The following is a 23,562-nucleotide window of genomic DNA, read 5'->3' on the forward strand; positions in this document are numbered from 1 at the left end:
TGTCAGCCACTCAGTCCGACTTTTGGGTAATCCAAACATAGCGTTATTCATCATTTCAGTCACCACCAGCGGTTAACTGTTCTCTACCCATTGATTATCCTGCTGGCAGATTAAGAACACATTAAGATGATGCAGTCAGTGGTAGGTTACCTTCCTGGCAATATGCGTTTTCAGCTTGCGTGACAGAGCAATTGGAAAACGGCACTATTTATGAATAACAACTATTATTGTCCCGCGAAGTGATTGACTAATATAAAGGCCAGCATCGTCATGGCAAGTGAGCCGGCCAGATTAAGCAAGATAGTACCCGCCGCCCATGCCAGCTTGCCAGCTTGGATTAGGTAGACCACTTCGACCGAGAAGGTGGAAAAAGTCGTCAGGCCGCCACAGAAACCTGTCGTAATCAACAGCTTCCAAACGGGATCAATATGTGCAATACGGGTAAACAATGCCAATGTTAGGCCGATGATAAAAGCACCGATCAGGTTTACAAGAAGTGTTCCCACCGGGACATGGGTCGATAGGCTGTTTAGCTTCATACTGACCAGCCAGCGGGCTACGCTGCCCACGCCACCACCAATAAATACTGCAAGTAATGTATTAAACATAAACACCTTTCTTTATAGATAGCTACCGTACGGGGTACTATTATCGTTATTAATGGGTCTTTTCAGAAAGGCTTAGGCGCAATACTACGTTCCTTAATGAAAAGGTTACGTAGACATCATCAGCCTTGAAGGGCAGTTATGGAGGAATGTCATCTCCAGATTTTGAAGCTCAATAATACACTGACTGAATATTAATTTGTAGTTTGATACTCAACTGGCTAGCTCAATACGGTTGCGGCCATTATCTTTCGCCAGATAGAGTGCGGAGTCTGCTGCTTTCAACCATTGCTGATAGTTAATCATATCGTGCCTGTAATCAGCAATACCGGCGCTGACTCTGAGTTGCAGGCGTGGTGCTTGGGTGAACACTAATTCGGCCAACTTTTCCTGAATTCGTGTTAAGACTTCCCGCGTTTGTTCCGCAGTTGTATTCGGCAAAATAGCCCCAAATTCATCCCCCCCATAGCGGCCAACAATATCAATGGCCCGCAGCCCCAGTAATAATTCTTCGGCAAGAACGGTAATTGCCTCATCGCCGACCGCATGGCCAAAAGTATCATTTATCGATTTGAAGTTATCAATATCGAGTAAAATCAGCGTGGCTCCGTGCTGATAGCGCCTGCAACTGTCAAATTGAGTATGTAACTGGTGTTCCCAATGCCTGCGGTTATATAACCCGGTTAATCCGTCTCTTACGCTGATACGTAATAGCTCTTCTTTGTTTTCAGCCAGTCGTTTGGCCGTTCGATAGGTTACCAACCCGAATAGGGAAGGGTAAATGATGATCATCGGCAGGCAGGCATAAACCTGGAGCGGTAAGGTTGCAGGTCTAAAGGGTAAATTAAATATCCATGCGGTCAATAAGCTACAGGCAATCTGTAATGCCAGCCCTTTACAAAAAATGTTTTTACCGCCGGAAGCAATATTATTCATACTCATCATTGATAGAATAACAATTGATGGCAGGGCGTTGAATGACATTACCGCAACCCAGACCCCACCCAGTGCTGAGTCTATCTTCAAGTTGATTATTTCTTGCTCAAACGGTTGAACAGAGCGCGCTGCTAGCAGGAATGCAATATGTGGCCATACCAACCCATTGATAGCTAACATCAACCATAGCCATAATGGTGCGCTCTGGCTGTAGAGCACAGAGCCAACACAAAACATACCAAGACCTAAGCCAAATGCCCGAGGTAAGTAAGTCTTTTTAGCAAAACTTAACCCAGATCGGCGGGTGTTTATTCTACTTGAATAAGGCAATTGGTGGTTCCCTTGTTCTTTCTACTTTTGGGGGATGTTAACGGCGATATCTCATCCGGGATGAGTCAAAATAAGTAAGAGCAGACTCTTGAATAAATCATAGTTCACTAACGAAATCTGTTACATATTACTGTTGTTTTAATCGGTAATTTGCCCGTTAATAGTCCATTATTTAACTATTCACTGTTTAATGAACAAAACTAATCAAGAAGGTGAGTATGGAAGGTATCAGTATTACCAAATTGCTGGTAGTCGGCATATTGATTGTATTATTGTTTGGTACCAGCAAATTGCGCACATTGGGCGCGGATCTGGGGGCGGCCCTGAAAGGTTTCAAAAAGGCCATGGGTAATGACGAGGCACCTGCGGCAACAACGGCTGCTGAGTCCAAAGTGGCGGATGAAACAAAAACGACAGCGCCGATCGAGCATAAAGACTGATTGCTCTCAACTGATTTAGCCGGTATCCCGGTTCAAGCGTAGGTATGACGATCCTTTTGCTGAGGTATTATCAACAGCAGCAATGCTGTGTTTGATAACAGCACAGTAGGCTGATAACAAAAAACGGATCTCCAGTGGAAATCCGTTTTTGTTTGTCTGTCGCTTAAGATGTAATAAAATATTTCAGCGTGATTGGCCTGAACATCTATTCAGGCCAGATTCGCTTACTTTACTTCTAATCCTTTTGCTTGCAGGTCGGCGTGGTAAGAGGAGCGAACAAATGGACCACAAGCAGCATGGGTAAAGCCCATTGCCATTGCTTCCGCTTTCATTTCGTCAAACTCAGCCGGGCTGACGTAGCGCTGCACCGGTAAATGGTGGCGGCTAGGTTGCAAGTATTGACCCAGCGTGAGCATGGTGACCCCGTGGCGGCGCAAATCACGCATAACTTCAACGATTTCTGCATTAGTTTCACCTAATCCCACCATCAAGCCTGATTTAGTCGGAATGTCCGGATGGGCTTCTTTAAAGCGTTCCAGTAATTTAAGCGACCACGCGTAGTTAGCTCCTGGGCGCACTTGGCGATATACCCGTGGAACGTTTTCCAGATTGTGGTTAAACACATCCGGTGGCGTGACGGTCAAAATATCTAACGCACGATCCATACGGCCGCGGAAATCAGGCACCAGTGTTTCAATTTTAATGGTGGGATTCTTGGCACGAATGGCTGAGATACAATCTGCAAAATGCTGAGCACCACCATCACGCAAGTCATCACGGTCGACCGAGGTGATAACCACATAGCGCAGCCCCATATCTTTAATGGTTTGAGCCAGTTTTTCTGGCTCATTAGCATCCGGTGTCACCGGGCGACCATGGGCAACGTCACAGAATGGGCAACGGCGGGTACAAATTGCGCCGAGGATCATAAAGGTTGCGGTGCCGTGGTTAAAGCACTCAGACAAGTTAGGGCAGGATGCCTCTTCGCAAACCGAGTGCAGACCGTTTTTACGCATTGCGGCCTTGATACCCTGAATACGGCTGGAATCAGCGGGGAGCTTGATTTTCAACCATTCGGGTTTACGCAGCAGTTCCTGGCGTTCGGTAACCACAGTTTTAATCGGGATTAACGCCATTTTATCTGCGTCACGGTATTTTACACCGCGTTCCATCTGAATCGGTTTGCTCATAATCGTGCAGGTTCCAGTTCTGAATCTCTCAACTTGAGATTTTTCATTTAATTCAACGTGATGTGGTCTTCGTTAAAATTTTTTTGAAAATTGTTTAAAAATTATATCATTTTTATCCGGCCCATTCAGCCCCCACTTTTGTAGGTCTTTGTCGGTATATTGCAAGCGGTGCGCTGTTAATGACATAACTTACAATACGCCAGATGATAAATAGTCTGCCAGTGACCAGGGTTGCTGTTCTGCCTGTGGATAGCCTAATTCACGGGTAAACTCACGCACTAATATTGGCTGAATATCGGCAACAGTAGTCCCTGCTTTCAACGCACTAACTTGGGTCATTTGCATGCCGGTATAACCACACGGATTAATGCGTTGGAATGGTTCCAAGTCCATGTCGATATTCAGCGCCAGGCCGTGAAACGAGCAACCCCTACGGATGCGTAACCCCAACGAGCATATCTTCTGTTGGTCGACATAGACGCCGGGGGCATCTGGGCGGGCCTGCGCATCAATACCCAAATGAGCCAGTGTCTGTATGACGGTATTTTCAATCGCGGTGACCAGTTGCCGAACACCCACTTTGGCACGTTTGAGATCGAGCATGACATACATAACTTGCTGTCCGGGGCCGTGATAGGTGACTTGCCCCCCTCGGTCACTTTGGATGACCGGAATATCACCCGGCATCAGGACATGTTCAGCTTTTCCTGCCTGACCTTGAGTAAAAACATGCTGATGTTCAACCAGCCAGATTTCATCCACAGTGGTATCAGTGCGGAACTCGGTGAAATTATGCATGGCTTGAGATACGGGGGCATAGGGCTGTAACCCTAGCTGACGTAAAATGATCTTGTGTTGTTGCAAGCGAGGCATCGTCTGGTTACAGAAATGGTGGCATCAGTATATCAGCCCAATAGTATGGGGCCACTATTTTGGTATTTAAAAACAGGTTTGGTATTTAAAAACAGGTTTGGTATTCAAAAACAGGTTTGGTATTTTTAAAGGCAGGTTTGCTGTTTGAAAATCTGGCTTTCCGACACCATGATGAGTTTAAACGCCAAAGTAAGGCCCGGAGCGCGAATAATCAGTCCGGGCCATAATAAGGTGGTTGAGAATAGATTGGATATTTCGCCATCAGGCAAACTGGGCTGAACTACAGCACCATCCGCACCAATTCCAGGTTACCCAGTTCTTCATACAGCGTTTCCACTTGATCAATATGGGTGGCTGTAATGGTGATGGAGACAGAGTGAAAGTTGCCTTTGCTGCTCGGTTTTACCTGCGGGGTATAATCACCCGGAGCATGGCGCTGTACCACTTCAACCACCTGGTCCACCAACTGTGGTTCAGCAATGCCCATTACCTTGTAGGTAAAAGAACAAGGGAACTCAAGCAGTTCGTTCAGTTTAGTTTTCATGTGTGCTCCTGGGTATTGACGGACAGATTGTTGCCGGATGGGTGTTGAGATAACAATAAAAGTGCCCGGCTATAAAATTATAACTCCCACGGAGGTGGGAGTTTGACATTATTTATAATATGGGGATTATCTGTTGGTTTTCAAGTCAAGCGACTAACCGAACCAGCGGTGGAACATCAGTTTGATGTAATCCACCATGCGGCTGAAGAACCCGCCTTCTTTAACTTCGTTCATCACCACTAATGGGCGCTGGTCGATGGTTTTACCATCTAACTGGAAGTTAATCATCCCCACAACCTGATTTTTCGCCAGTGGGGCATGGATCTCAGGGGTGTTCAACACATAGCTGGCTTTTAGATCTTTCATACGGCCACGTGGGATAGTCAGGTAAACGTCTTTATCAACCCCTAACTGCACACGATCACTGTCGCCAAACCAGACCGGTTCTGAGGCAAATTCTTTGCCAACTTTCAGTGGTGCCACGGTTTCAAAGAAACGGAAGCCCCAAGTCAGCAGCTTTTTACTTTCAGTTTCACGGCCTTTATAGGTGTGTCCACCCAGTACCGCTGAGATCAAGCGCATCTGACCATCGGTTGCCGAGGCGACCAAATTATAGCCAGCCGCTTCAGTATGGCCGGTTTTGATGCCATCGACATTCAGGCTGGTATCCCACAGTAAACCATTGCGGTTCATTTGGCGGATATTATTGAAAGTAAATTCTTTCTCTTTGTAGATGGCATACTCATCGGGCACATCGCGGATCAATGCCTGCCCAATCAAGGCCATATCGCGCGCTGAACTGTACTGGCCTTCAGCATCTAAACCATGGACTGTTTTGAACTGGGTGTTTTGCAGGCCCAGCGCTTTAACGTAGTTGTTCATCAGGTTAACGAATGAGTCCTGGCTGCCAGCAACGTAATCAGCCATTGCGACACAGGCATCATTACCCGATTGTAGATTGATGCCTCGGGTCAGTTTAGAGACTGGCACACGGTCGCCAGGTTTCAAAAACATCAACGAAGAACCTTTGAATTCGGGATTGCCCGTTGCCCAGGCATCTTTGCCGACGGTAACCATATCTTCTGGCCCGATTTTGCCTGCTTTGATGGCCTGGCCGATGACATAGCTGGTCATCATTTTGGTCAGGCTGGCCGGATTGCGGCGTGCATCCGCATTCATTTCCGCCAATACTTTACCGGAGTTGTAATCAATCAGAACGTAGGCTTCTGCGTCGATCTGTGGCACGCCGGGGATCATGGTTTTCAAATTGACGTCATCAGCATTTGCAGCAGAAGCTGTGCTCATAACAATAACAGTGCCGAGCGCCAGGCTCTTGATAATGCGAGAAGTAGTTACATATTTCATGATCAGGACAACAACATCCGTGGGAGTAAGTTAAGAAGGTGCCACACTATACCAGATGAGGTTCTAACAGACACCCCGTGAACCCGGTACTCTGTGGCGCTTATTTATTGCTACCGGCAGATTTATCCACGCGGTTACAGTGATGCTTTCAACCGTAACATCCTGTTTGCATGGGGAGTTACGGTTATTTTTATCAGACGGACCTTAAATTGCTACAAGGCATGTCTGGCTCTTTGGTTGTGATTTAAGGTGCCGCGACCACAAATGATTGCTGCTGTGCTTCGCTCGACAAGCGCTGTTGTAATTCAACAGCTTGCTGGCGGCTGCTAAATGGCCCTAACTGAACCCGATGTACGCTGCCATTAGTGGTCACTTTACCCGGTACGCCAAAACGTTGGCTCAGGCTTTGCTGCCAGGTTTGCGCCCGCTGAGCATCGCTCAATGCACCAACCTGAACCACATAACCGCCCGATGTTGCAGCAGCGGTTGGTGATGCAACGACGGCTGACGTCACGGGGCCAGGATTGGCGACCACCGGCGGCCTTACCGGTTCTGAACTCATTACTGATGATGAACTCAGCGTGGGTTCTGCGCTTTCCAGCACCCCAGCCGGTACCGGCGTTGATGCGCGTAGGAAGCCGCTGCTTTGTGGGGCGACCGGTTGCGTGGCGTCAGCGCCAGACAAATGACTATTATCAATCGGGCGTACAGGTGCGCTTACCGCGGGAGCATCCTGTTGCATTGGCGTCCCCATGCCACTGGAGGTCAAATCCGGGCGGCTTGGTAACGCGTAGCTTTGTTTGGCGATAGTGGTTCCTACCATTCCGGGGCCAGAGAGCGCACCATCAGGCGCGACATTGATAAAATCAATTTTCACTTTGGTGTTATTAGATATATTCAGACGATCAGCCGCCGCTTTGGATAAATCAATCACCCGCCCTGCGGTATAAGGGCCGCGGTCATTCACTCGGACCACAATTTGGCGGCCATTACTGATGTTGGTGACTCGTACATAGCTTGGAATGGGTAAAGTCGGGTGAGCGGCGGTTAAGGCATTGGGATCAAAGATTTCGCCGGTAGCCGTGGAGTTGCCGTTAGCTTCTTCGCCATACCAGGCAGCCAGGCCAACCTGAGTGAAGTTTTGCGGATCCTTTATAATGCTGTAGGACTGACCATTAACCTTATAATCCTGATTAAAGTTAGGATTGAATGGTTCATAGCGTGGCTCGGCCCCGCCGATCTCTTCCACCGGGCCGTTATATGTTTGTTGCACTTGTTGCTGGGGTGCCGGAGGCTGATTGGTACATGCTGATAACAGCACGCCTGCGATGCCTACCCAAAGCCATTCCTTACGCATTGCTCACCTCTATAAATTCTTAGATAACATTTTCCGATGAGTATGTATCGACATCACGATACCAAACCCGGCCATCAGAACTATCAGCGCCGAGCCTCCATAGCTGACCAAAGGCAAAGGTACGCCAACCACAGGTAAAATTCCACTGACCATACCTATGTTAACAAATACATAGACAAACAGTATCAGCATCAATCCTCCGACCATAACCCGGCCAAAGGTGGTTTGCGCATTGGCGGCAATCACCAGACCACGCATAATGACGCACAGATAAAGCCCCAATAGCACCAGTACGCCAATTAACCCCAGTTCCTCTGCCAGTACCGCAAAGATGAAGTCAGTATGGCGTTCCGGTAAGAACTCCAACTGTGACTGAGTGCCGTGTAGCCAGCCTTTACCGGATAACCCGCCAGAACCGATCGCAATTTTAGACTGAATAATATGATAACCGGCCCCGAGCGGGTCACTTTCCGGGTCCAACAGCATCATCACACGGTCCCGCTGATAGCCGTGCATCAGGAAGAACCACAGAATAGGAATAAATCCAGCGACTAATACGGCAGCAATGCCGATTAAGCGCCAACTCATGCCAGAAAGGAACAAAACAAATAGACCGGAGGCGGCAATCAGAATTGAGGTTCCAAGATCGGGCTGAGCGGCCACCAGTAAGGTCGGCATAAAGATCAGAATCAGTGCGATACCGGTATTTTTCAACGAAGGCGGGCAGACATCACGGTTCATAAAACGTGCCACCATCAGCGGCACCGCAATTTTAGCAATCTCAGAGGGTTGGAAACGGATAAAGCCCAAATCCAGCCAACGTTGCGCCCCTTTACTGATTTGGCCAAATGCATCAACCAGTACCAGTAAAATGACACAAACAAAATAGAGATAGGGTGCCCAACTCTCATAAACGCGTGGCGGTATTTGTGCCATTACCAGCATAACAACCAGGCCCATGGCAATTTGGCCTACCTTGCGCTCCATCATGCCAACATCTTGCCCGCTGGCACTCCACATCACGAAGGCGCTATAAGCCAGCAGGGCCAGCACGCAAATCAGAAACGGCAAGTCGATGTGCATCTTGTACCACAAAGAACCTTTTTGTTGATTATCAGTCATGAGCTACCTTAATCCGCTTCAATTAATCTGCTTCAACACCTGGAGGCAGAGGAGCCGCATCCGGTAATTCAGTATTGTTATCACCCAACAAAATATGGTCGAGTATTTGGCGGGTAATGGTTCCCACCGCAGGCCCGGCACCGCCATTTTCTAATATCATGGCAACAGAGACTGTAGGGCTCTCGTAGGGTGCAAAAGCAACCATTAATTTGTGGTCACGCAGGTGCTCCGCCACTTTATGGGCATTATAGGTTTCATAGCTGTAAACCTGTGCGGTACCGGATTTTACCGCAGCCTTGTATGGGGTGCCTTCAAAGAACTTCCGACCCGTCCCGTTCGGGCGGTTGGCGACACCATACATGCCATCTTTGGCAATTTCCCAATAACCAGAATGAATATCACCAATCTGCGTGCGATCTTCTTGTTGATAGGGCACTAAAACGCCATCAATACGGGTGCTTTGTAGCAGGTGGGGCGTTTTAACGACGCCATCATTTATTAGTGTCATCAGAGCTTTGGCCATCTGGATTGGGGTGGCAGTCCAATATCCCTGACCGATACCTACCGGGATAGTATCCCCTTGATACCACGGTTTTTTATGGCGTTTTTGTTTCCACTCACGGGTAGGCATTAGGCCGGCCCGCTCTTCAGATAAATCGATGCCGGTATATTCACCGTAACCGAACTTGCTCATCCATGAGGATAAACGATCAATCCCCATGTCATAAGCAACCTGATAGAAGAAGGTATCTGCCGACTCTTCCAATGCCTTGGTGATATTCAACCGACCATGGCCCCATTTTTTCCAGTCGCGAAAGCGTTTTTCGGAGCCAGGCAGTTGCCACCAACCGGGATCAAACAGGCTGGTATTTTTGGTGATAACACCCGCACTCAGTGCGGAAACGGCAATATAGGGTTTTACTGTTGAGGCCGGGGGGTAAACACCCTGTGTGGCCCGGTTAATCAGCGGGCGGTCCGGATCGTCCAATAGCCCCTGATAATCTTTGCTGGAGATACCATCGACAAACAAGTTCGGGTTATAACTGGGGTTTGATACCAAGGCTAATATACCGCCGGTCCGTGGATCGGTGACCACCACCGCAGCACGGCTGCCACTGAGTAATTTTTCGATATAGGTTTGCAGATGCAAATCGAGTGTCAGATAAATATCTTTACCGGCCTGTGGCGGCTGCTCATGCAATTGGCGGATCACTCGACCACGGTTATTGACTTCAACTTCTTCGTAACCGGTTTTCCCATGTAATACGGATTCATAATAGCGCTCAATACCGAGCTTACCGATATCGTGGGTGGCGGCATAGTTAGCGAGAATGCCTTCTTTATCCAGCCGTTCGACATCTTTATCATTAATCTTAGAAACATAGCCTATAACATGGGTCAGGGCAGATCCATACGGATAGAAGCGGCGTTGGTAACCTTTGACTTCAATACCGGCGAAACGGAATTGGTTAACGGCGAAACGGGCGACTTGTACTTCGGTGAGCGGTGTTTTAACCGCAATTGAAGTAAAGCGACGTGCGCGCTTACGTTCTTTTTCAAAATTGGCGATATCCTCATCCGTTAGGTCTACGATGGGACGCAGTGCATTGAGTGTGGCGGGGAGGTCTTCGATTTTTTCCGGCATCAGTTCTAACTGATAAATAGTCCGGTTCATCGCCAGTGGAGTACCGTTGCGGTCAAATATCATGCCACGGCTGGGGGCGATAGGAACCAGCTTAATGCGGTTTTCGTTGGAGCGCGTGCGATAATCTTCAAAGCGCACTATCTGTAAATTGTACAGGTTTGCGACCAATATCCCGCTTAGTAGCAGGATACCGAGGAAAGCCACCAGGGCGCGGCGGACAAACAAGGCTGATTCAGCCGAATAGTCGCGAAAAGGGTTAAGTTCTTTTTTCATCCCGCAGCTACTTCATCTTGTCCAAAACCAGTACGTTACTTAACGTCATCACTTTACTCAGGTTCATCGCCCGCTTATTCCCGGTGATAAGGATGATTGGTCGTAATACTCCAGGCGCGATAGAGGCTCTCGGCCACTAAAACACGCACTAAAGGATGGGGTAGCGTAAGCACAGAGAGCGACCAGCTCTGCTCTGCGGCAGCTTTACAGGCCGGGGCTAACCCCTCCGGCCCGCCAATCAGCAGACTGACATCTCGGCCGTCCTGCTTCCAGCGTTCTAATTGCTGTGCCAATTGTGGGGTTTCCCAGGGGGTACCTGGGATATCCAGCGTGACAATACGGTTGTTTTTGCCAACCGCTGCCAGCATCAGTTCGCCTTCTTTTTCCAAAATGCGTTTGATATCCGCATTTTTGCCCCGTTTACCTGCCGGTATTTCTACCAGCTCGAAGGGCATATCTTTGGGAAAGCGGCGCAGGTAATCGATAAAACCTGTCTGCACCCAGTCTGGCATTTTAGTGCCGACGGCTACCAGTTGCAGTTTCACCGTTTAACCCCAGAGTTTTTCCAGTTCATACACACGGCGGCTTTCTTCTTGCATTACATGCACAATCACTTCGCCCAAATCAACCACTACCCAGTCAGAGACACCCTGACCTTCAATACCTAGCGGTATCATGCCTGCCATACGAGATTCCTGTACCAGGTTGTCTGCTAGCGCCATCACATGGCGGGTAGAGGTGCCGGTACAAATGATCATGAAATCAGTGATACTGGACTTACCCTGAACATCCAGAGTGATAATGTCCTGGCCTTTCAAATCATCGAGTTTGTCGATAACAAATTCTTGGAGCGCTTTACCTTGCAAAGGTTCCCCCTCGGGTGGTTTTGTCCATAGCGTTCTCAGGTACTGTCTCGCGGGATACCCGTGTACGGTTACCTGTGATGAACGGTTATGATGTATTTATCGGCAGGATGCCGCTGAAAGCCAGCTGTTTTTACTCTTTCACAGGGGTTTTCAGCGAATACCTGAAATTTAGCGGCGGAGTATAACATGGGTCAATGCGCCGCGATATAAGCCCTCAGCCGCGATATAAACCTTGTAACTCAATATATCGCTGGACAGCACGTGGTAGCAGGTCATCGCAACTTTCCCCATTATGACGCCGATGGCGAATGTCGGTTGCAGAAATAGCCAATAAAGGCGTGTCTGCCAGATAGATTGCTCCCTGTGGCCGCAGGCGCAATGCCTGTGGGTCAAGGACCCGATGACAATCGAGCCATTGCTGTAACTCCGGTGTTTCCAGCGTCTGTGAGTAACCAGGACGGGCGCAAACTAACAAATGACATACATCCAACAGCGATTGCCAGCGATGCCATTTATGCAGCGACAATAATGAGTCCTGCCCAATAATAAACGCTAAAGGCAGTTCAGCACCACGTTCTTTACGCAGTGATTCCAAAGTATCAATGGTAAATGACGGACTATCACGTAATAACTCCCGCGAATCAACACTGAACAGCGGATTACCTGCAATCGCCAGTTTTACCATTTCCAGCCGCTGCTGTGCATTAGCTTCGGGTTGTGGGCGATGGGGAGGAACATGATTGGGTAATAAAATAATGTGTTGCAGACCCACTTGTTGAGCCAATACTTCAACCGGCTTTAAATGGCCGTAATGAATGGGATCAAAAGTACCGCCGAACAGAGCATGCAGGGGGCGAGTCGGGGATTTATTGGGCATCAAAAAAGCTCTCAGGTAATATTTTGCCACACATCAGCATAGATAGCGTTTCTAACTCCGGCCAAATTGACCGACCATAATCCTGTTTCAGGCGGACTTCCATCTGTGCCAACAAATGGACAGCTTGCCGCAGTTGCGGCATGGAAAGGCGTTGCAATGCTTGCGTCATCATTGGGCGGCGATTTTGCCACACTTTGAATTGATCAAATAACGTTCGTAATGGCAGTTGAGCCATCTGGCGCTTTAGGGTTAGTAACACCAATAACTCACGCTGTAGAGTGCGTAACAAAATAACAGGCTCACTGTCTTCTTGCTGCAACTGTTGCAGGATATGCCAGGCACGTTTGCTTTTCCCTGCCATTAAGGCATCGAGCCAATGATAAGGGGTAAAATGTGCCGCATCGTTGACGGCGTGTTCTACTTTAGGCAGTGTCAATTTACCGTCAGGGTAAAGCAATGACAGTCGTTCCAATGCCTGTGATAAGGCCAGTAGATTCCCTTCGTAACAGTAACAAAGCAGTTGGATGGCTGCATCATCGACCTCCAGATTCAGGCTCTTGGCGCGAGTACTTACCCAGCGCGGAAGTTGGGCCTGCTCTGGTGTCTGGCAACTGACCAATACTCCATTCTTACTGAGAGCCTTAAACCATGCGCTGTTTTCTTGTGCTTTGGTCAGTTTATTTGCCCGTAAAATCAGTAAAATATCCGAGTGCAATAAGCCTGATAGTTTGACCAGTTGTTCGTTCATGGGTGCGGTCAACCCACTGTCAGGGAAACTCAATAACAGTGTCTGGCGGCTGGCAAACAGACTCAGTGCCTGACAGAGGCTAAAAATAGTGTCCCATTCGGTATGGGCATCCAGCGCAAAGCTGAAATGTTCGGTAAAGTCATGCTGTACTGCCACCCGACGGATGTGGTCCTGACTTTCTTGTAACAGCAAGGGTTCGTTGCCACACAACAGATAGCAAGCGCGCAGCCCCTCATGGAGCTGCGCGACAAGTTGTTCAGGGTAGACTCGGATCATTTGGCAGGGGTACTGACTGCAGAGTTGCCGATATTGATTTCTTTAACTTCCGCCGTATTAGTAGCACCGGTTTTATTGTTAACCGGATTGCTGCCATTTTCCTGTACGTTTTTGACTTCTGCAGCATGTACGGTCAGGAGTTGGCGCACTAACCGCTGGGCTGCTTGTTCACGCATTTCCTGGCGAATAACATCGGCTTCGGCAGCTTTCGCGAGTGCCGTTAACGGGTTATCGAAGAAAGTGCGGAAGACATTGACCCGTAGTGGGTAAATATCATGGCCCGGTATCAATACCTGCGCCTGCACATGCAACACTAACTGGTACTCAGCCGTGACACCGTTTTGGAATATTGACACGGTATCCTGACTTTCGGATGAACCGATAACCCGCAGGGTCGGTAAATCTTGGCGCATTGGATCATCAACAATGGTTACGTTGCTTAAACGCAGTTGTTGACGTATTGCACGGGTTAGCGGGCCATAAGGATCGCTACTTTCCAGCAATAATTTTTGCAGTTCAGGTGGCACCTGAGTGGTGCCTCGCAGATTAAAGCCACAGCCAGCAGTGACCAACACTGCCAACCCCAGCAGCAACGTCAGAATACGATGTCGCACAACGCCTCCTTGTCTTAACCTACAACCAGGTTAAGCAGTTTGCCAGGGACATAGATTACTTTACGCACGGTAACCCCATCCAGGTATTTAGCCACTAGGTGTTCTTGACCAGCGCGTTCGCGAACCTGCTGTTCAGTGGCATCGGCAGGCACAGTAATTCTGCCACGCACTTTACCATTAACCTGTATGACGACTAATTTAGAGTCTTCGACCATCGCCTGTTCATCAGCAATTGGCCATGGTGCGGTATCGATATCGCCTTCGCCACCCAGTGCTTGCCACAAACTGAAGCAAATGTGAGGGGTGAATGGATAAAGCATACGAACCACTGCCAGTAATGCTTCTTGCAGCAGAGCACGGTCTTGCTCAGTTTCCTGAGGTGCACGGCCCAACTTGTTCATCAATTCCATCACCGCAGCAATGGCCGTGTTGAAGGTTTGACGGCGGCCGACATCATCAGTGACTTTGGCAATCGTTTTGTGCAGATCGCGACGCAGGGATTTTTGCTCTTCCGTCAGGCTGGTAATGTCCAGAGGTGCCGTTACACCTTTGGCGGTGCTTTCAAAAACCAAACGCCAGACACGTTTCAGGAAGCGGTTAGCCCCTTCAACGCCAGATTCCTGCCATTCCAGCGTCATTTCTGCCGGTGAAGCAAACATCATAAACAGACGCACGGTATCGGCACCGTATTTTTCTACCATGATTTGCGGGTCGATACCGTTGTTTTTCGATTTCGACATTTTGCTCATGCCGGCATACACCAGTTCATGACCTTCAGTGTCGGTCGATTTAACGATACGGCCTTTCTCATCACGCTCGACAATGGCATCGGTCGGTGAAACCCAGATACGTTCACCACTAGCCCCGGTGTAATAGAAAGCATCTGCCAGTACCATACCTTGACACAACAGGCGCTTGGCGGGTTCATCGGAATTCACCAGACCCGCATCACGCAGCAGTTTGTGGAAGAAGCGGAAGTACATCAGGTGCATGATGGCATGTTCAATACCGCCCACATACTGATCGACTGGCAGCCAGTAGTTAGCGGCAGTTGGATCCAGCATGCCTTCATCAAATTGCGGGCAGGTATAGCGCGCGTAATACCAAGATGATTCCATAAAGGTATCAAAGGTATCGGTTTCTCGCAGGCCCGGCATACCGTTAACCGTCGTCTTAGCCCATTCAGGATCGGACTTGATTGGGCTGGAAATACCGTCCATCACCACATCTTCTGGCAGGATGACCGGCAGTTGATCTTCGGGTGTTGGAACGACGGTACCGTCTTCCAGTGTCACCATCGGGATAGGCGCACCCCAATAACGCTGACGGGAGACACCCCAGTCACGCAGGCGGTAGTTTACTTTCCGCTGGCCAACACCGAGCGTGACCAGTTTGTCAGCAATCGCATTGAAGCCATCTTCATGGTTCAGGCCATCGAACTCGCCAGAGTTGAACAAGGTGCCTTTTTCGGTCATGGCTTCCTGACTTAAGTCAGGCTCACTACCATCAGCGGCTAAAATAACCGGTTTGATTGGCAGGTTGTATTTGGTAGCAAACTCCCAGTCACGGGCATCGTGGCCGGGAACTGCCATAACTGCGCCGGTACCGTAATCCATCAAGACGAAGTTAGCCGCCCAGATAGGCAGTTTCTCACCCGTCAGTGGGTGGATGGCATACAAACCGGTCGCCATGCCTTTTTTCTCCATGGTGGCCATTTCAGCTTCGGCAACCTTGGTATTACGGCATTCATCAATAAAATCGGCCAGTGCAGGGTGGGTAGCCGCCGCTTGCAACGACAGTGGATGACCGGCAGCAACCGCTAAATAGGTCACACCCATAAAGGTATCTGGGCGGGTGGTATAAACCGAGAGTTTCTCTTCGCTGTCGGCGACAGCGAAAATGATATCAACCCCTTCAGAGCGGCCAATCCAGTTACGCTGCATGGTTTTTACTTGCTCTGGCCAGCTTTCCAGCGTGTCCAGATCGTTAAGCAATTGCTCAGCGTAATCGGTGATTTTAATAAACCACTGGGGGATTTCTTTGCGTTCAACTTTGGTATCACAGCGCCAGCAGCAGCCGTCGATCACTTGTTCATTCGCCAACACGGTTAAATCGTGTGGACACCAGTTAACCGCAGCGGTCTTTTTGTAGACCATGCCTTTTTCATACAACTTGGTGAAGAACCACTGTTCCCAACGATAATAGTCAGGTTTGCAGGTGGCAATCTCGCGATCCCAGTCGTAGCCGAAGCCCAGCAGTTTCAACTGGTTCTTCATATATTCAATGTTTTCGTAAGTCCATGGAGCCGGTGCGGTGTTATTTTTTACCGCCGCGCCTTCTGCCGGCAGACCAAACGCATCCCAACCAATGGGCTGTAGGACGTTTTTGCCCAGCATGCGCTGGTAGCGGGAGATAACATCACCAATGGTGTAGTTACGCACATGCCCCATATGCAGACGCCCTGAAGGGTATGGCAGCATGGATAGGCAGTAATATTTTTCTTTGCTGGCGTCTTCAGTGACTTTAAAAGTTTGCTTCTCTTGCCAGTGAAGCTGTACTTGCGTTTCGATATCTTCTGGGCGGTATTGCTCTTGCATGGCGGCCGGTGGTCCTATAGTGAAAAACAGCTACGCCTGTAGCATCATCTGTTTCATATCATAAAGAGAGATCCGCATAGCATAGCCGATAAGCGGCAGGCGCAACAACACTCAGCACCCTACTGGAGGTTTTTTCTGCGCAGTGAATGGCAGAAATCACCAAAGTGAGGGAGAAACAACCTGATGGTGACGTGACTTCAGTCATTTACGACTAAAATAATTAACATTAACTTTAATATCAGAGTAAATACGATCAGGCAACAGAGATGAGGTAACAGCAAGCGGGCTAAAAATTTGCCTTATCGTATTTTGCTTTATCACTATCTTTCTTTATCACAACCGTAGCTCGAGGAGACTTTATGAACAAGGTAGCTCAATATTATCGTGAGTTGGTGGCATCACTGACGGAACGCTTGAAAAATGGTGAACGTGATATCGATAAGCTGGTGGCCAGCGCCGAACAGCGGTTGGATGCTGTGGAAGAGTTGAGTCGGAGTGAAGTTGAGCAAATTGTTCAGGCGGTACGCCGTGATCTGGAAGAGTTTGCCCGCAGTTATCAAGAGAGCAAAGACGAATTCACTGACAGTGTATTTATGCGGGTAATTAAAGAAAGTCTATGGCAGGAGCTGGCTGATATCACTGATAAAACACAATTAGAGTGGCGTGAGGTGTTTAAAGATGTCAGTCATCATGGGGTTTATCACAGCGGCGAAGTGGTTGGATTAGGGAATTTGGTCTGTGAAAAATGCCATTACTACCTGGCTTTTTACACCCCGGAAGTGTTGCCGCTCTGCCCTAAATGTGGGCATGACCAATTTAATCGCCGGCCATTCCAGCCATAATATCTGAAAATGTTATCAGCCCCTCTCATAAAACAGAGAGGGGCGATGGAACAATCAGTGCAAAATCTTCGCCAGGAAGTCTTTAGCGCGATCAGATTTAGGATTGTTAAAGAAATCATCTTTGTTGCTGTCTTCGACGATTTTCCCTTCATCCATAAAAATAACCCGGTTAGCCACTTTACGGGCGAAGCCCATTTCGTGGGTTACTACCATCATCGTCATCCCTTCCAGCGCCAGTTTGACCATCACATCCAGCACTTCGTTGATCATTTCCGGATCAAGTGCTGACGTCGGTTCGTCAAACAGCATGGCTATTGGGTCCATACAAAGTGCGCGGGCAATGGCGACACGCTGTTGTTGGCCGCCAGATAACTGAGAGGGGAATTTATCCGCGTGGGTGGTAAGACCAACACGTTCTAACAGCTTCAAGCCTTTTTCCCGCGCTTCTGCTTTATCGCGTTTTAAGACTTTGATTTGCGCCAGTGTCAGGTTTTCAATGATAGACAAGTGTGGGAATAGCTCGAAGTGCTGGAACACCATGCCCACTTTGGAACGCAGTTGCGCCAAATTGGTACCTTTATCATTCACACCAATACCATTAACCGTAATGCTGCCTTTTTGAATAGGTTCCAGGCCATTAACTGTTTTGATTAAGGTTGATTTGCCTGAGCCTGAAGGACCACAGACTACCACAACCTCACCTTTTTTAACTTCGGTGGTGCAGTCAGCTAGCACCTGAAAGTGGCCGTACCACTTAGAAACATTTTTCAGGGAAATCATCAAACAGTCCTTTTCTTCAAATAGTTAACCAGCATTGACGCGGCAATACTGATAACGAAATAAACCAAACCGGCAAACAGCACCATTTCGACCTGAGTACCGTCCCGCTCGCCAATAGTGGTGGCGGTACGGAAGAAATCGGCCAGGCTAAGGACATATACCAGTGAGGTATCCTGAAATAACACTATTCCTTGAGTTAACAGCAACGGCACCATTGCGCGGAAGGCCTGTGGCAGAATAACCAGTCTCATTGACTGGCCGTGGGTCATGCCCAGCGCTAAGGCGGCAGAGGATTGCCCGCGAGAGATACTTATGATCCCGGCGCGAATGATTTCTGAGTAATAGGCCGCTTCAAACAGCGAAAAGGCTACCATGGCTGAGATTAACCGAATATCAGTTTTTGGTGATAAGCCCAACACATTTTGTAATAAGCTTGGCACCACCAGATAAAACCACAGCAATACCATGACCAACGGAATAGAGCGGAACACGTTGACATAGGCGGCGGCAAACCAACTTATCGCTTTAATCGGCGACAGGCGCATCACAGCTAAAACCGTGCCCCAGACAATCCCGAACACAATAGCGGTAATGGTTATTTTGGCGGTAACAACCAAGCCTTGCAGCAGGTATGGCAAGCTAGGGCCGATAGAACTCCAATCAAATTGGTACATTATTTACTCCCCAGGTTGCCGGGTAACTGCACTTTCTTTTCCACTAATCGCATCAACAGCATGATCACGGCGTTGATCAGGACATAACCCAGGGTAATGGCAGTGAAGGACTCATAGGCATGAGCAGAGTAATCCAGCAGTTTACCCGCCTGTGCCGCCATATCCACCAGCCCGATGGTTGAAGCAATGGCTGAGTTTTTTACCAGGTTGAGCATTTCTGAGGTCATTGGGGGAATAATCACCCGATAAGCATTGGGCAGTAAAACATAGCGATAAGTCTGTGGCAGGGTTAATCCCATTGCCAAACCGGCGGCTTTCTGGCCACGAGGCAGCGATTCAATCCCGGCGCGTACCTGCTCGCAAACCCGTGCGGCGGTAAATAATCCAAGGCACAACATGGCTGAAAGGAAGAACTGTATGTTCGGGTCCAGCTCGCTTTTAAACCACATGCCAATATCAACCGGCAACAGTTCAGGCACCACCAGATACCAGGTAAAGAATTGCACAATCAGCGGGACGTTACGAAACAGCTCAACGTAGCAGGTCCCAATGCCTGACAGGATTCGATTGGGTACGGTTCTTAAAATACCAAACAATGAACCGACGAAGAAGGCAATCACCCATGCGCACAGTGATAAGGCGACGGTGACTTGAAAACCGGACCAAATCCAGCCGAGATAGGTGGTATTGCCGAAGGGGGCAGCTTGCAAAAAAATGCCCCAGTTCCAGTCTATTGACATAACAAACTCCCTTAAAAGGGTGGATAAGCCACCCTGATGATTGATGATTCAATGCGTTGCGGCCTCCCGAGGGTTAACAAAAAAATGCGGAGTGGGGAACGACCACCCCGCATCCTGTCTGCCAATCGGTCCATCATCAATCGAGTCGGGCAGGCACCGCCCGCCCTGATTATTATTGTTAGTTCAACGCTTTATCGTTAGGGGCTTTGAACAGCGCCTTCATTTCATCAGACAGTGAGAAATTCAGGTTAAGATTTTTAGGTGGAATTGGGTTTTTGAACCAGCGGTCAAATGACTTCTCAGCCACACCCGAGGTTTGGGCGGTGGCAATGGTTTCATCCAATAGTGCTTTGAAAGCAGGGTCGTTTTTACGCAGCATGCAGCCGTAAGCTTCCTGAGATTGCGCCGTACCGACGATATCCCATTGGTCTGGTTTTTTGGCTTTTGCACGTTCGCCGGCCAACAAAGCATCATCCATCATAAAGGCGACAGCGCGGCCACTTTCCAGGGTGCGGAAAGAGTCACCGTGGTCTTTGGCGCTGATGATGCGCATATTCATGTTGTCTTTTTCATTCAGCTTATTCAGCAGCACTTCAGAGGTGGTACCTGAGGTGACAACGACGGCTTTACCGGCCAAATCTTTGAAATCGTTAACTTCAGAACCTTTTTTTGTCAGTAAGCGGGTACCGACAACAAAAATGGTGTTAGAGAACGCGGCTTGTTGCTGGCGTTCCAGGTTATTGGTGGTGGAACCACATTCGAAATCAAAGGTACCATTTTGCAGTAATGGAATACGGTTCTGTGAAGTGATCGGGATCAGTTTTACCTGTAAGTCTGGGGCATTCAGTTTTTTCTTCACTGCATCGACGATCAGATTAGAATAATCTTGGGCGTAACCCACCACTTTCTGTTGATTGTCGTAATAAGAGAATGGAACGGAAGACTCACGGTGACCTACCACGATAACACCACTGTCTTTAATCTTCTTCAGAGTATCAGCGGAGACTTCAGCTTTCGCTGCGGGCTGTGCTGCTGCTTCTTCTGCCTGGGCTAGGTTACTTGCCATCCCAGCTAACAGTAGCGCTAACGCCAATTTACGCATTTGCATGGTCCAACTCCTTTGCTGTTGTTTTATTACTTGTTGTTGTGATGTTAGAAATGTCGTTGTGATGCTAAAAATAATGTCGTGCAAGAAAACAATGTTGTGTTGCTTAATCTTTTCAGACGAGAAATCGTTTTGTTTCGTTTTAACGGTACCACCACCGATGTTTTGTTGGCTAACACGTGATTTTCGTTGTTATTTGTATCAGATTATCTTTAAAAAATAGCAAATTGTTATGTAAATGATGAATAAATGTTTGTTTTTTGAGAGGTAAATCGCACCAAATAGAGGCAATAAAACAGCGGTGCACTTCCGTGGTGCGCAGTGTGCTCTATAAATGTGCAAGTCACTCACCACTCTCCCTCATTCAAAGCCGCTATTTATGTACCGATTGCGGACATACCCTGTAATGGCTAAAAGATTGGCGGATATGGGTTGATAGTTAACACATTATAGTTAGGAATAATGCAAGGTCTGTGCCAGTCGCGGCGAGATAGAGCAATAATAGCCCTGCAAATTGAGGGCTATAGGGTATTGATCAGGCGAGGGAATTAATCAGTCGTCAGGTTACGGCTTTATTGACGGTTAATTTAACGGTTGGTTGTTGATAGCCAGATGCGCTTTAAACACCTCCAACGCGGTTGGGAGGGTGTCTTTACCAGCGTGTTTTTCTGGGTTCCACAGATCGGCAAAGGTGATCGCGCGGCCACAATGAATAAACACTTCATCCACTTCAATCACTAACACACTGCGCGCGGGGTGGCCGTTTTGGCTAAAACGCTCGCACAGCTCAGGATCGACTGAGATTTTCGCGCGGCCATTCACCCGAAAGCCTTCGTCCCAGTTGGGGATAAGAAACAAGATACCGATAGCGGGATTATGTAGCAGATTGCGGATACCATCCAGACGGTTATTTCCCGGCCTGTCCGGCAGCATCAGTGTTTTACTGTCTTGCACATGGATAAAGCCCGGCTCTCCGCCTTTTGGTGAGCAGTCGATCCCCTTGGCACCTATCGTACCCAGTACCGCAAACGGGGCAGCCGCAATCAGCTTTTTGGCATAATCATCAAGGTGATCTACTTGCTTCTTCAACACAGTTTCAAAGGGGGATGCATAGTGCTCGCTGAGTTGAGCTTCATTGGTGAGGATAAATTCAGACTTCAATGACATAGGACTCTCAGATTAACAGGCATGTCGATAACATGCCCACATATAGGGTTATTTTTTATCAGAACGATCACGGATCACGCAGAACAGGGTGAATGCGCCCAGGATCATAGTAATGATCCACATTGGCCACGAACCGAAACGGGCATAAGGTGTGACACCGGTGGTTGGCGTGACGTTGACCTTCAGCACCTGCCGGGTGAACTGCGGGATCTGTGCCAGTACTTCACCGCGAGGGCCAACTGCTGCGGTGATGCCATTGTTGGTGCTGCGCAGCAAAGGGCGGCCCAGTTCAAGTGCGCGCATCCGCGCCATCTGGAAATGTTGCCACGGCCCGATGGAGTGACCGAACCATGCATCATTCGAGACAGTCAGCAGGAAGTTGGTATCAGGGTTAAAGTTATCCCGTACCTGCTGGCCCAACACGATTTCATAACAAATGGCCGCGGTTAGGTTAAATCCGGCGACATTAAGCTGTGGTTGAACATAATCACCACGGCTGAACGTTGACATAGGTAAATCAAACAGCGGTGCCAGCGGGCGCAGCAGGGACTCTAGCGGTACAAACTCACCAAACGGAACCAGATGGTGTTTGCTGTAACGGTTTTGGGTCGGATACTGATACGGCTCTTTATCCCCTAGCACAATGATACTGTTAAAGAAATGATACCCTTTACCTTCAGGCCGGCGCTGGGCATCGACAATCCCGGTGATCAAGCTGCTGTGATTGGCTCGCATCAGGTCATCAACCATGGTCAGGAAGCCGGTCTGATCAGTTTCAATATCAGGAATGGCAGATTCTGGCCAGATGATAATCGGGACTTTGCCCATAAGCGGGCGGGTTTCATCCAGATAGACTTGCAGGGTCGAGAGCAGGACTTTAGGGTCCCACTTCATGGACTGGGCAATATTACCTTGCACCATGGCGATATTGACGGCGCGTTCAGGCTCTGGCGTGAACCAATGCAACTGGCGCAGGGGCCATGGTAGCAATAACAATGCCAGAGCAATCACGGCGGCGGTAATACGGCGTTGATAGCAGGCGTAAACCAGTAACCCGCTGATGGCCATCAGCATAAAGGTAATACCGTCGACGCCAAGGATGGGCGCAATCCCTCGTAGCGGGCCATTAATCTGGCTATAGCCGAATTGCAACCACGGGAAGCCGGTCAACACCCAGCCACGTAGGAATTCAGTCAGTTGCCATACCACCGGAGCGGCAATCGCCAGCCGCCACCAAGTCGCTTTCGGGCACAAACGCGCCAATACAGCGGCAAACAGCATGGTATAGAGAGACAGGTATGCCGCCAGTAATATCACCAGGAAGATATTGATTGCCGTCGGCATACCGCCAAATTCGGAGATACTGACATATACCCAGTTGGTGCCGGTACCGAATAACCCCATTCCCCAACAAAAGCCAATAAACGCGGCCTGCCTGGTGTTGCGATTTAATGTCAGACTGAGTAAGCCAAAGAGCGAAACAAGAGCCGCAGGCCAGTTATCAAATGGTGAATAGGCCAGCGTACCGCAAGCGCCAAAAAGTAGCGCCAGTAGGGCGCGAACCCACTGGCGTTGAAGGTATGAAGCGATAGGCAT

The 23,562-nt window shown here is 48.8% G+C and carries 23 protein-coding genes and 1 riboswitch; of the genes, 2 read left to right on the forward strand and 21 right to left on the reverse strand.

Going from position 1 to position 23,562, the window contains the following annotated elements:
• Positions 1-224: 224 nt before the first annotated feature.
• Both crcB and AEP37_RS05515 read right to left on the reverse strand, forming a co-directional pair.
• Positions 225-608, reverse strand: coding sequence for a fluoride efflux transporter CrcB (gene crcB / locus AEP37_RS05510; protein WP_049611075.1), 384 nt, complete (start codon positions 606-608; stop codon positions 225-227).
• Positions 609-711: 103 nt separating this feature from the next.
• A riboswitch (Fluoride riboswitch) is annotated at positions 712-774 on the reverse strand.
• A 44-nt stretch (positions 775-818) separates the two neighbouring features.
• Positions 819-1,871: a diguanylate cyclase gene (locus AEP37_RS05515; protein ID WP_072086246.1), complete on the reverse strand. Its 1,053-nt coding sequence runs from the start codon at positions 1,869-1,871 to the stop codon at positions 819-821.
• 218 nt (positions 1,872-2,089) lie between these two features.
• Here AEP37_RS05515 and tatA point away from each other — a divergent pair, with 218 nt between their 5' ends.
• On the forward strand, positions 2,090-2,311 hold the full coding sequence (gene tatA / locus AEP37_RS05520; RefSeq protein ID WP_049611081.1) for a Sec-independent protein translocase subunit TatA: 222 nt from the start codon (positions 2,090-2,092) through the stop codon (positions 2,309-2,311).
• A 224-nt stretch (positions 2,312-2,535) separates the two neighbouring features.
• Here tatA and lipA read toward each other — a convergent pair whose 3' ends face one another.
• From lipA to leuS, 13 genes are all read right to left on the reverse strand, one after another.
• Entirely contained in the window at positions 2,536-3,501 is a 966-nt protein-coding gene (lipA, locus tag AEP37_RS05525) for a lipoyl synthase (protein ID WP_049611084.1), read from the reverse strand.
• Positions 3,502-3,690: 189 nt separating this feature from the next.
• Positions 3,691-4,374, reverse strand: a complete 684-nt coding sequence (gene lipB / locus AEP37_RS05530; RefSeq protein ID WP_049611086.1) for a lipoyl(octanoyl) transferase LipB — start codon at positions 4,372-4,374, stop codon at positions 3,691-3,693.
• Positions 4,375-4,654: 280 nt separating this feature from the next.
• On the reverse strand, positions 4,655-4,918 hold the full coding sequence (ybeD, locus tag AEP37_RS05535) for a DUF493 family protein YbeD (RefSeq protein ID WP_049611088.1): 264 nt from the start codon (positions 4,916-4,918) through the stop codon (positions 4,655-4,657).
• A gap of 153 nt (positions 4,919-5,071) precedes the next feature.
• Complete coding sequence (gene dacA / locus AEP37_RS05540; RefSeq protein WP_049611091.1) at positions 5,072-6,283, reverse strand: D-alanyl-D-alanine carboxypeptidase DacA; 1,212 nt, start codon at positions 6,281-6,283, stop codon at positions 5,072-5,074.
• Positions 6,284-6,527: 244 nt separating this feature from the next.
• Positions 6,528-7,640 (reverse strand): endolytic peptidoglycan transglycosylase RlpA, encoded by a 1,113-nt coding sequence (rlpA, locus tag AEP37_RS05545; protein WP_049611094.1) that lies wholly within the window; start codon positions 7,638-7,640, stop codon positions 6,528-6,530.
• Positions 7,641-7,649: 9 nt separating this feature from the next.
• A complete protein-coding gene (mrdB, locus tag AEP37_RS05550) occupies positions 7,650-8,762 on the reverse strand; it encodes a peptidoglycan glycosyltransferase MrdB (RefSeq protein WP_049611097.1) in 1,113 nt (370 codons plus the stop codon).
• A gap of 22 nt (positions 8,763-8,784) precedes the next feature.
• Entirely contained in the window at positions 8,785-10,680 is a 1,896-nt protein-coding gene (gene mrdA, locus AEP37_RS05555) for a peptidoglycan DD-transpeptidase MrdA (protein ID WP_049611099.1), read from the reverse strand.
• Positions 10,681-10,754: 74 nt separating this feature from the next.
• Positions 10,755-11,225 carry a 23S rRNA (pseudouridine(1915)-N(3))-methyltransferase RlmH gene (rlmH, locus tag AEP37_RS05560; protein WP_049611101.1) on the reverse strand — a complete coding sequence of 157 codons (471 nt, stop codon included), beginning with the start codon at positions 11,223-11,225 and terminating at the stop codon, positions 10,755-10,757.
• A 3-nt stretch (positions 11,226-11,228) separates the two neighbouring features.
• Complete coding sequence (gene rsfS, locus AEP37_RS05565; RefSeq protein WP_049611104.1) at positions 11,229-11,546, reverse strand: ribosome silencing factor; 318 nt, start codon at positions 11,544-11,546, stop codon at positions 11,229-11,231.
• A 214-nt stretch (positions 11,547-11,760) separates the two neighbouring features.
• A complete protein-coding gene (nadD, locus tag AEP37_RS05570) occupies positions 11,761-12,423 on the reverse strand; it encodes a nicotinate-nucleotide adenylyltransferase (RefSeq protein WP_049611107.1) in 663 nt (220 codons plus the stop codon).
• Positions 12,413-13,447, reverse strand: a complete 1,035-nt coding sequence (gene holA, locus AEP37_RS05575) for a DNA polymerase III subunit delta (protein ID WP_049611110.1) — start codon at positions 13,445-13,447, stop codon at positions 12,413-12,415. Before holA ends, nadD begins: the two co-directional genes overlap by 11 nt.
• A complete protein-coding gene (gene lptE / locus AEP37_RS05580; RefSeq protein ID WP_049611113.1) occupies positions 13,444-14,061 on the reverse strand; it encodes an LPS assembly lipoprotein LptE in 618 nt (205 codons plus the stop codon). Before lptE ends, holA begins: the two co-directional genes overlap by 4 nt.
• A 14-nt stretch (positions 14,062-14,075) precedes the next feature.
• Entirely contained in the window at positions 14,076-16,658 is a 2,583-nt protein-coding gene (gene leuS, locus AEP37_RS05585) for a leucine--tRNA ligase (RefSeq protein ID WP_049611116.1), read from the reverse strand.
• Positions 16,659-17,017: 359 nt separating this feature from the next.
• Between leuS and AEP37_RS05590 the strand changes: the two genes are divergently transcribed.
• A complete protein-coding gene (locus AEP37_RS05590; RefSeq protein WP_049611119.1) occupies positions 17,018-17,500 on the forward strand; it encodes a zinc ribbon-containing protein in 483 nt (160 codons plus the stop codon).
• Positions 17,501-17,554: 54 nt separating this feature from the next.
• On the opposite strand, the gene AEP37_RS05595 is transcribed toward AEP37_RS05590, so the two are convergent.
• The 6 genes from AEP37_RS05595 to lnt form a co-directional block, all read right to left on the reverse strand.
• Positions 17,555-18,280, reverse strand: coding sequence for an amino acid ABC transporter ATP-binding protein (locus tag AEP37_RS05595; RefSeq protein WP_049611122.1), 726 nt, complete (start codon positions 18,278-18,280; stop codon positions 17,555-17,557).
• Positions 18,280-18,954 (reverse strand): glutamate/aspartate ABC transporter permease GltK, encoded by a 675-nt coding sequence (gltK, locus tag AEP37_RS05600; RefSeq protein ID WP_049611125.1) that lies wholly within the window; start codon positions 18,952-18,954, stop codon positions 18,280-18,282. Before gltK ends, AEP37_RS05595 begins: the two co-directional genes overlap by 1 nt.
• Positions 18,954-19,694, reverse strand: coding sequence for an amino acid ABC transporter permease (locus AEP37_RS05605; protein ID WP_049611128.1), 741 nt, complete (start codon positions 19,692-19,694; stop codon positions 18,954-18,956). Before AEP37_RS05605 ends, gltK begins: the two co-directional genes overlap by 1 nt.
• A 178-nt stretch (positions 19,695-19,872) precedes the next feature.
• The gene (locus tag AEP37_RS05610) at positions 19,873-20,802 is read right to left on the reverse strand and encodes a glutamate/aspartate ABC transporter substrate-binding protein (RefSeq protein ID WP_049611131.1); all 930 of its coding nucleotides are present in this window, start codon (positions 20,800-20,802) and stop codon (positions 19,873-19,875) included.
• A 579-nt stretch (positions 20,803-21,381) separates the two neighbouring features.
• Positions 21,382-21,966 carry an MSMEG_1061 family FMN-dependent PPOX-type flavoprotein gene (locus AEP37_RS05615; protein WP_049611134.1) on the reverse strand — a complete coding sequence of 195 codons (585 nt, stop codon included), beginning with the start codon at positions 21,964-21,966 and terminating at the stop codon, positions 21,382-21,384.
• 48 nt (positions 21,967-22,014) lie between these two features.
• Positions 22,015-23,562 carry an apolipoprotein N-acyltransferase gene (gene lnt / locus AEP37_RS05620; RefSeq protein ID WP_049611135.1) on the reverse strand — a complete coding sequence of 516 codons (1,548 nt, stop codon included), beginning with the start codon at positions 23,560-23,562 and terminating at the stop codon, positions 22,015-22,017.

Source organism: Yersinia pekkanenii (assembly GCF_001152565.1).
Classification (GTDB): domain Bacteria; phylum Pseudomonadota; class Gammaproteobacteria; order Enterobacterales; family Enterobacteriaceae; genus Yersinia; species Yersinia pekkanenii.

What these genes read in the sequence shown, in the direction of transcription:
- mrdA (WP_049611099.1), bottom strand. Translation starts at nt 10,680, where the DNA reads ATGAAAAAAGAACTTAACCCTTTTCGCGACTATTCGGCTGAATCAGCC.
- lipA (WP_049611084.1), bottom strand. Translation starts at nt 3,501, where the DNA reads ATGAGCAAACCGATTCAGATGGAACGCGGTGTAAAATACCGTGACGCA.
- ybeD (WP_049611088.1), bottom strand. Translation starts at nt 4,918, where the DNA reads ATGAAAACTAAACTGAACGAACTGCTTGAGTTCCCTTGTTCTTTTACC.
- tatA (WP_049611081.1), top strand. Translation starts at nt 2,090, where the DNA reads ATGGAAGGTATCAGTATTACCAAATTGCTGGTAGTCGGCATATTGATT.
- dacA (WP_049611091.1), bottom strand. Translation starts at nt 6,283, where the DNA reads ATGAAATATGTAACTACTTCTCGCATTATCAAGAGCCTGGCGCTCGGC.
- rlpA (WP_049611094.1), bottom strand. Translation starts at nt 7,640, where the DNA reads ATGCGTAAGGAATGGCTTTGGGTAGGCATCGCAGGCGTGCTGTTATCA.
- AEP37_RS05595 (WP_049611122.1), bottom strand. Translation starts at nt 18,280, where the DNA reads ATGATTTCCCTGAAAAATGTTTCTAAGTGGTACGGCCACTTTCAGGTG.
- crcB (WP_049611075.1), bottom strand. Translation starts at nt 608, where the DNA reads ATGTTTAATACATTACTTGCAGTATTTATTGGTGGTGGCGTGGGCAGC.
- gltK (WP_049611125.1), bottom strand. Translation starts at nt 18,954, where the DNA reads ATGTACCAATTTGATTGGAGTTCTATCGGCCCTAGCTTGCCATACCTG.
- AEP37_RS05610 (WP_049611131.1), bottom strand. Translation starts at nt 20,802, where the DNA reads ATGCAAATGCGTAAATTGGCGTTAGCGCTACTGTTAGCTGGGATGGCA.
- lnt (WP_049611135.1), bottom strand. Translation starts at nt 23,562, where the DNA reads ATGCCTATCGCTTCATACCTTCAACGCCAGTGGGTTCGCGCCCTACTG.
- AEP37_RS05605 (WP_049611128.1), bottom strand. Translation starts at nt 19,694, where the DNA reads ATGTCAATAGACTGGAACTGGGGCATTTTTTTGCAAGCTGCCCCCTTC.
- leuS (WP_049611116.1), bottom strand. Translation starts at nt 16,658, where the DNA reads ATGCAAGAGCAATACCGCCCAGAAGATATCGAAACGCAAGTACAGCTT.
- holA (WP_049611110.1), bottom strand. Translation starts at nt 13,447, where the DNA reads ATGATCCGAGTCTACCCTGAACAACTTGTCGCGCAGCTCCATGAGGGG.
- AEP37_RS05615 (WP_049611134.1), bottom strand. Translation starts at nt 21,966, where the DNA reads ATGTCATTGAAGTCTGAATTTATCCTCACCAATGAAGCTCAACTCAGC.
- AEP37_RS05590 (WP_049611119.1), top strand. Translation starts at nt 17,018, where the DNA reads ATGAACAAGGTAGCTCAATATTATCGTGAGTTGGTGGCATCACTGACG.
- mrdB (WP_049611097.1), bottom strand. Translation starts at nt 8,762, where the DNA reads ATGACTGATAATCAACAAAAAGGTTCTTTGTGGTACAAGATGCACATC.
- nadD (WP_049611107.1), bottom strand. Translation starts at nt 12,423, where the DNA reads ATGCCCAATAAATCCCCGACTCGCCCCCTGCATGCTCTGTTCGGCGGT.
- lipB (WP_049611086.1), bottom strand. Translation starts at nt 4,374, where the DNA reads ATGCCTCGCTTGCAACAACACAAGATCATTTTACGTCAGCTAGGGTTA.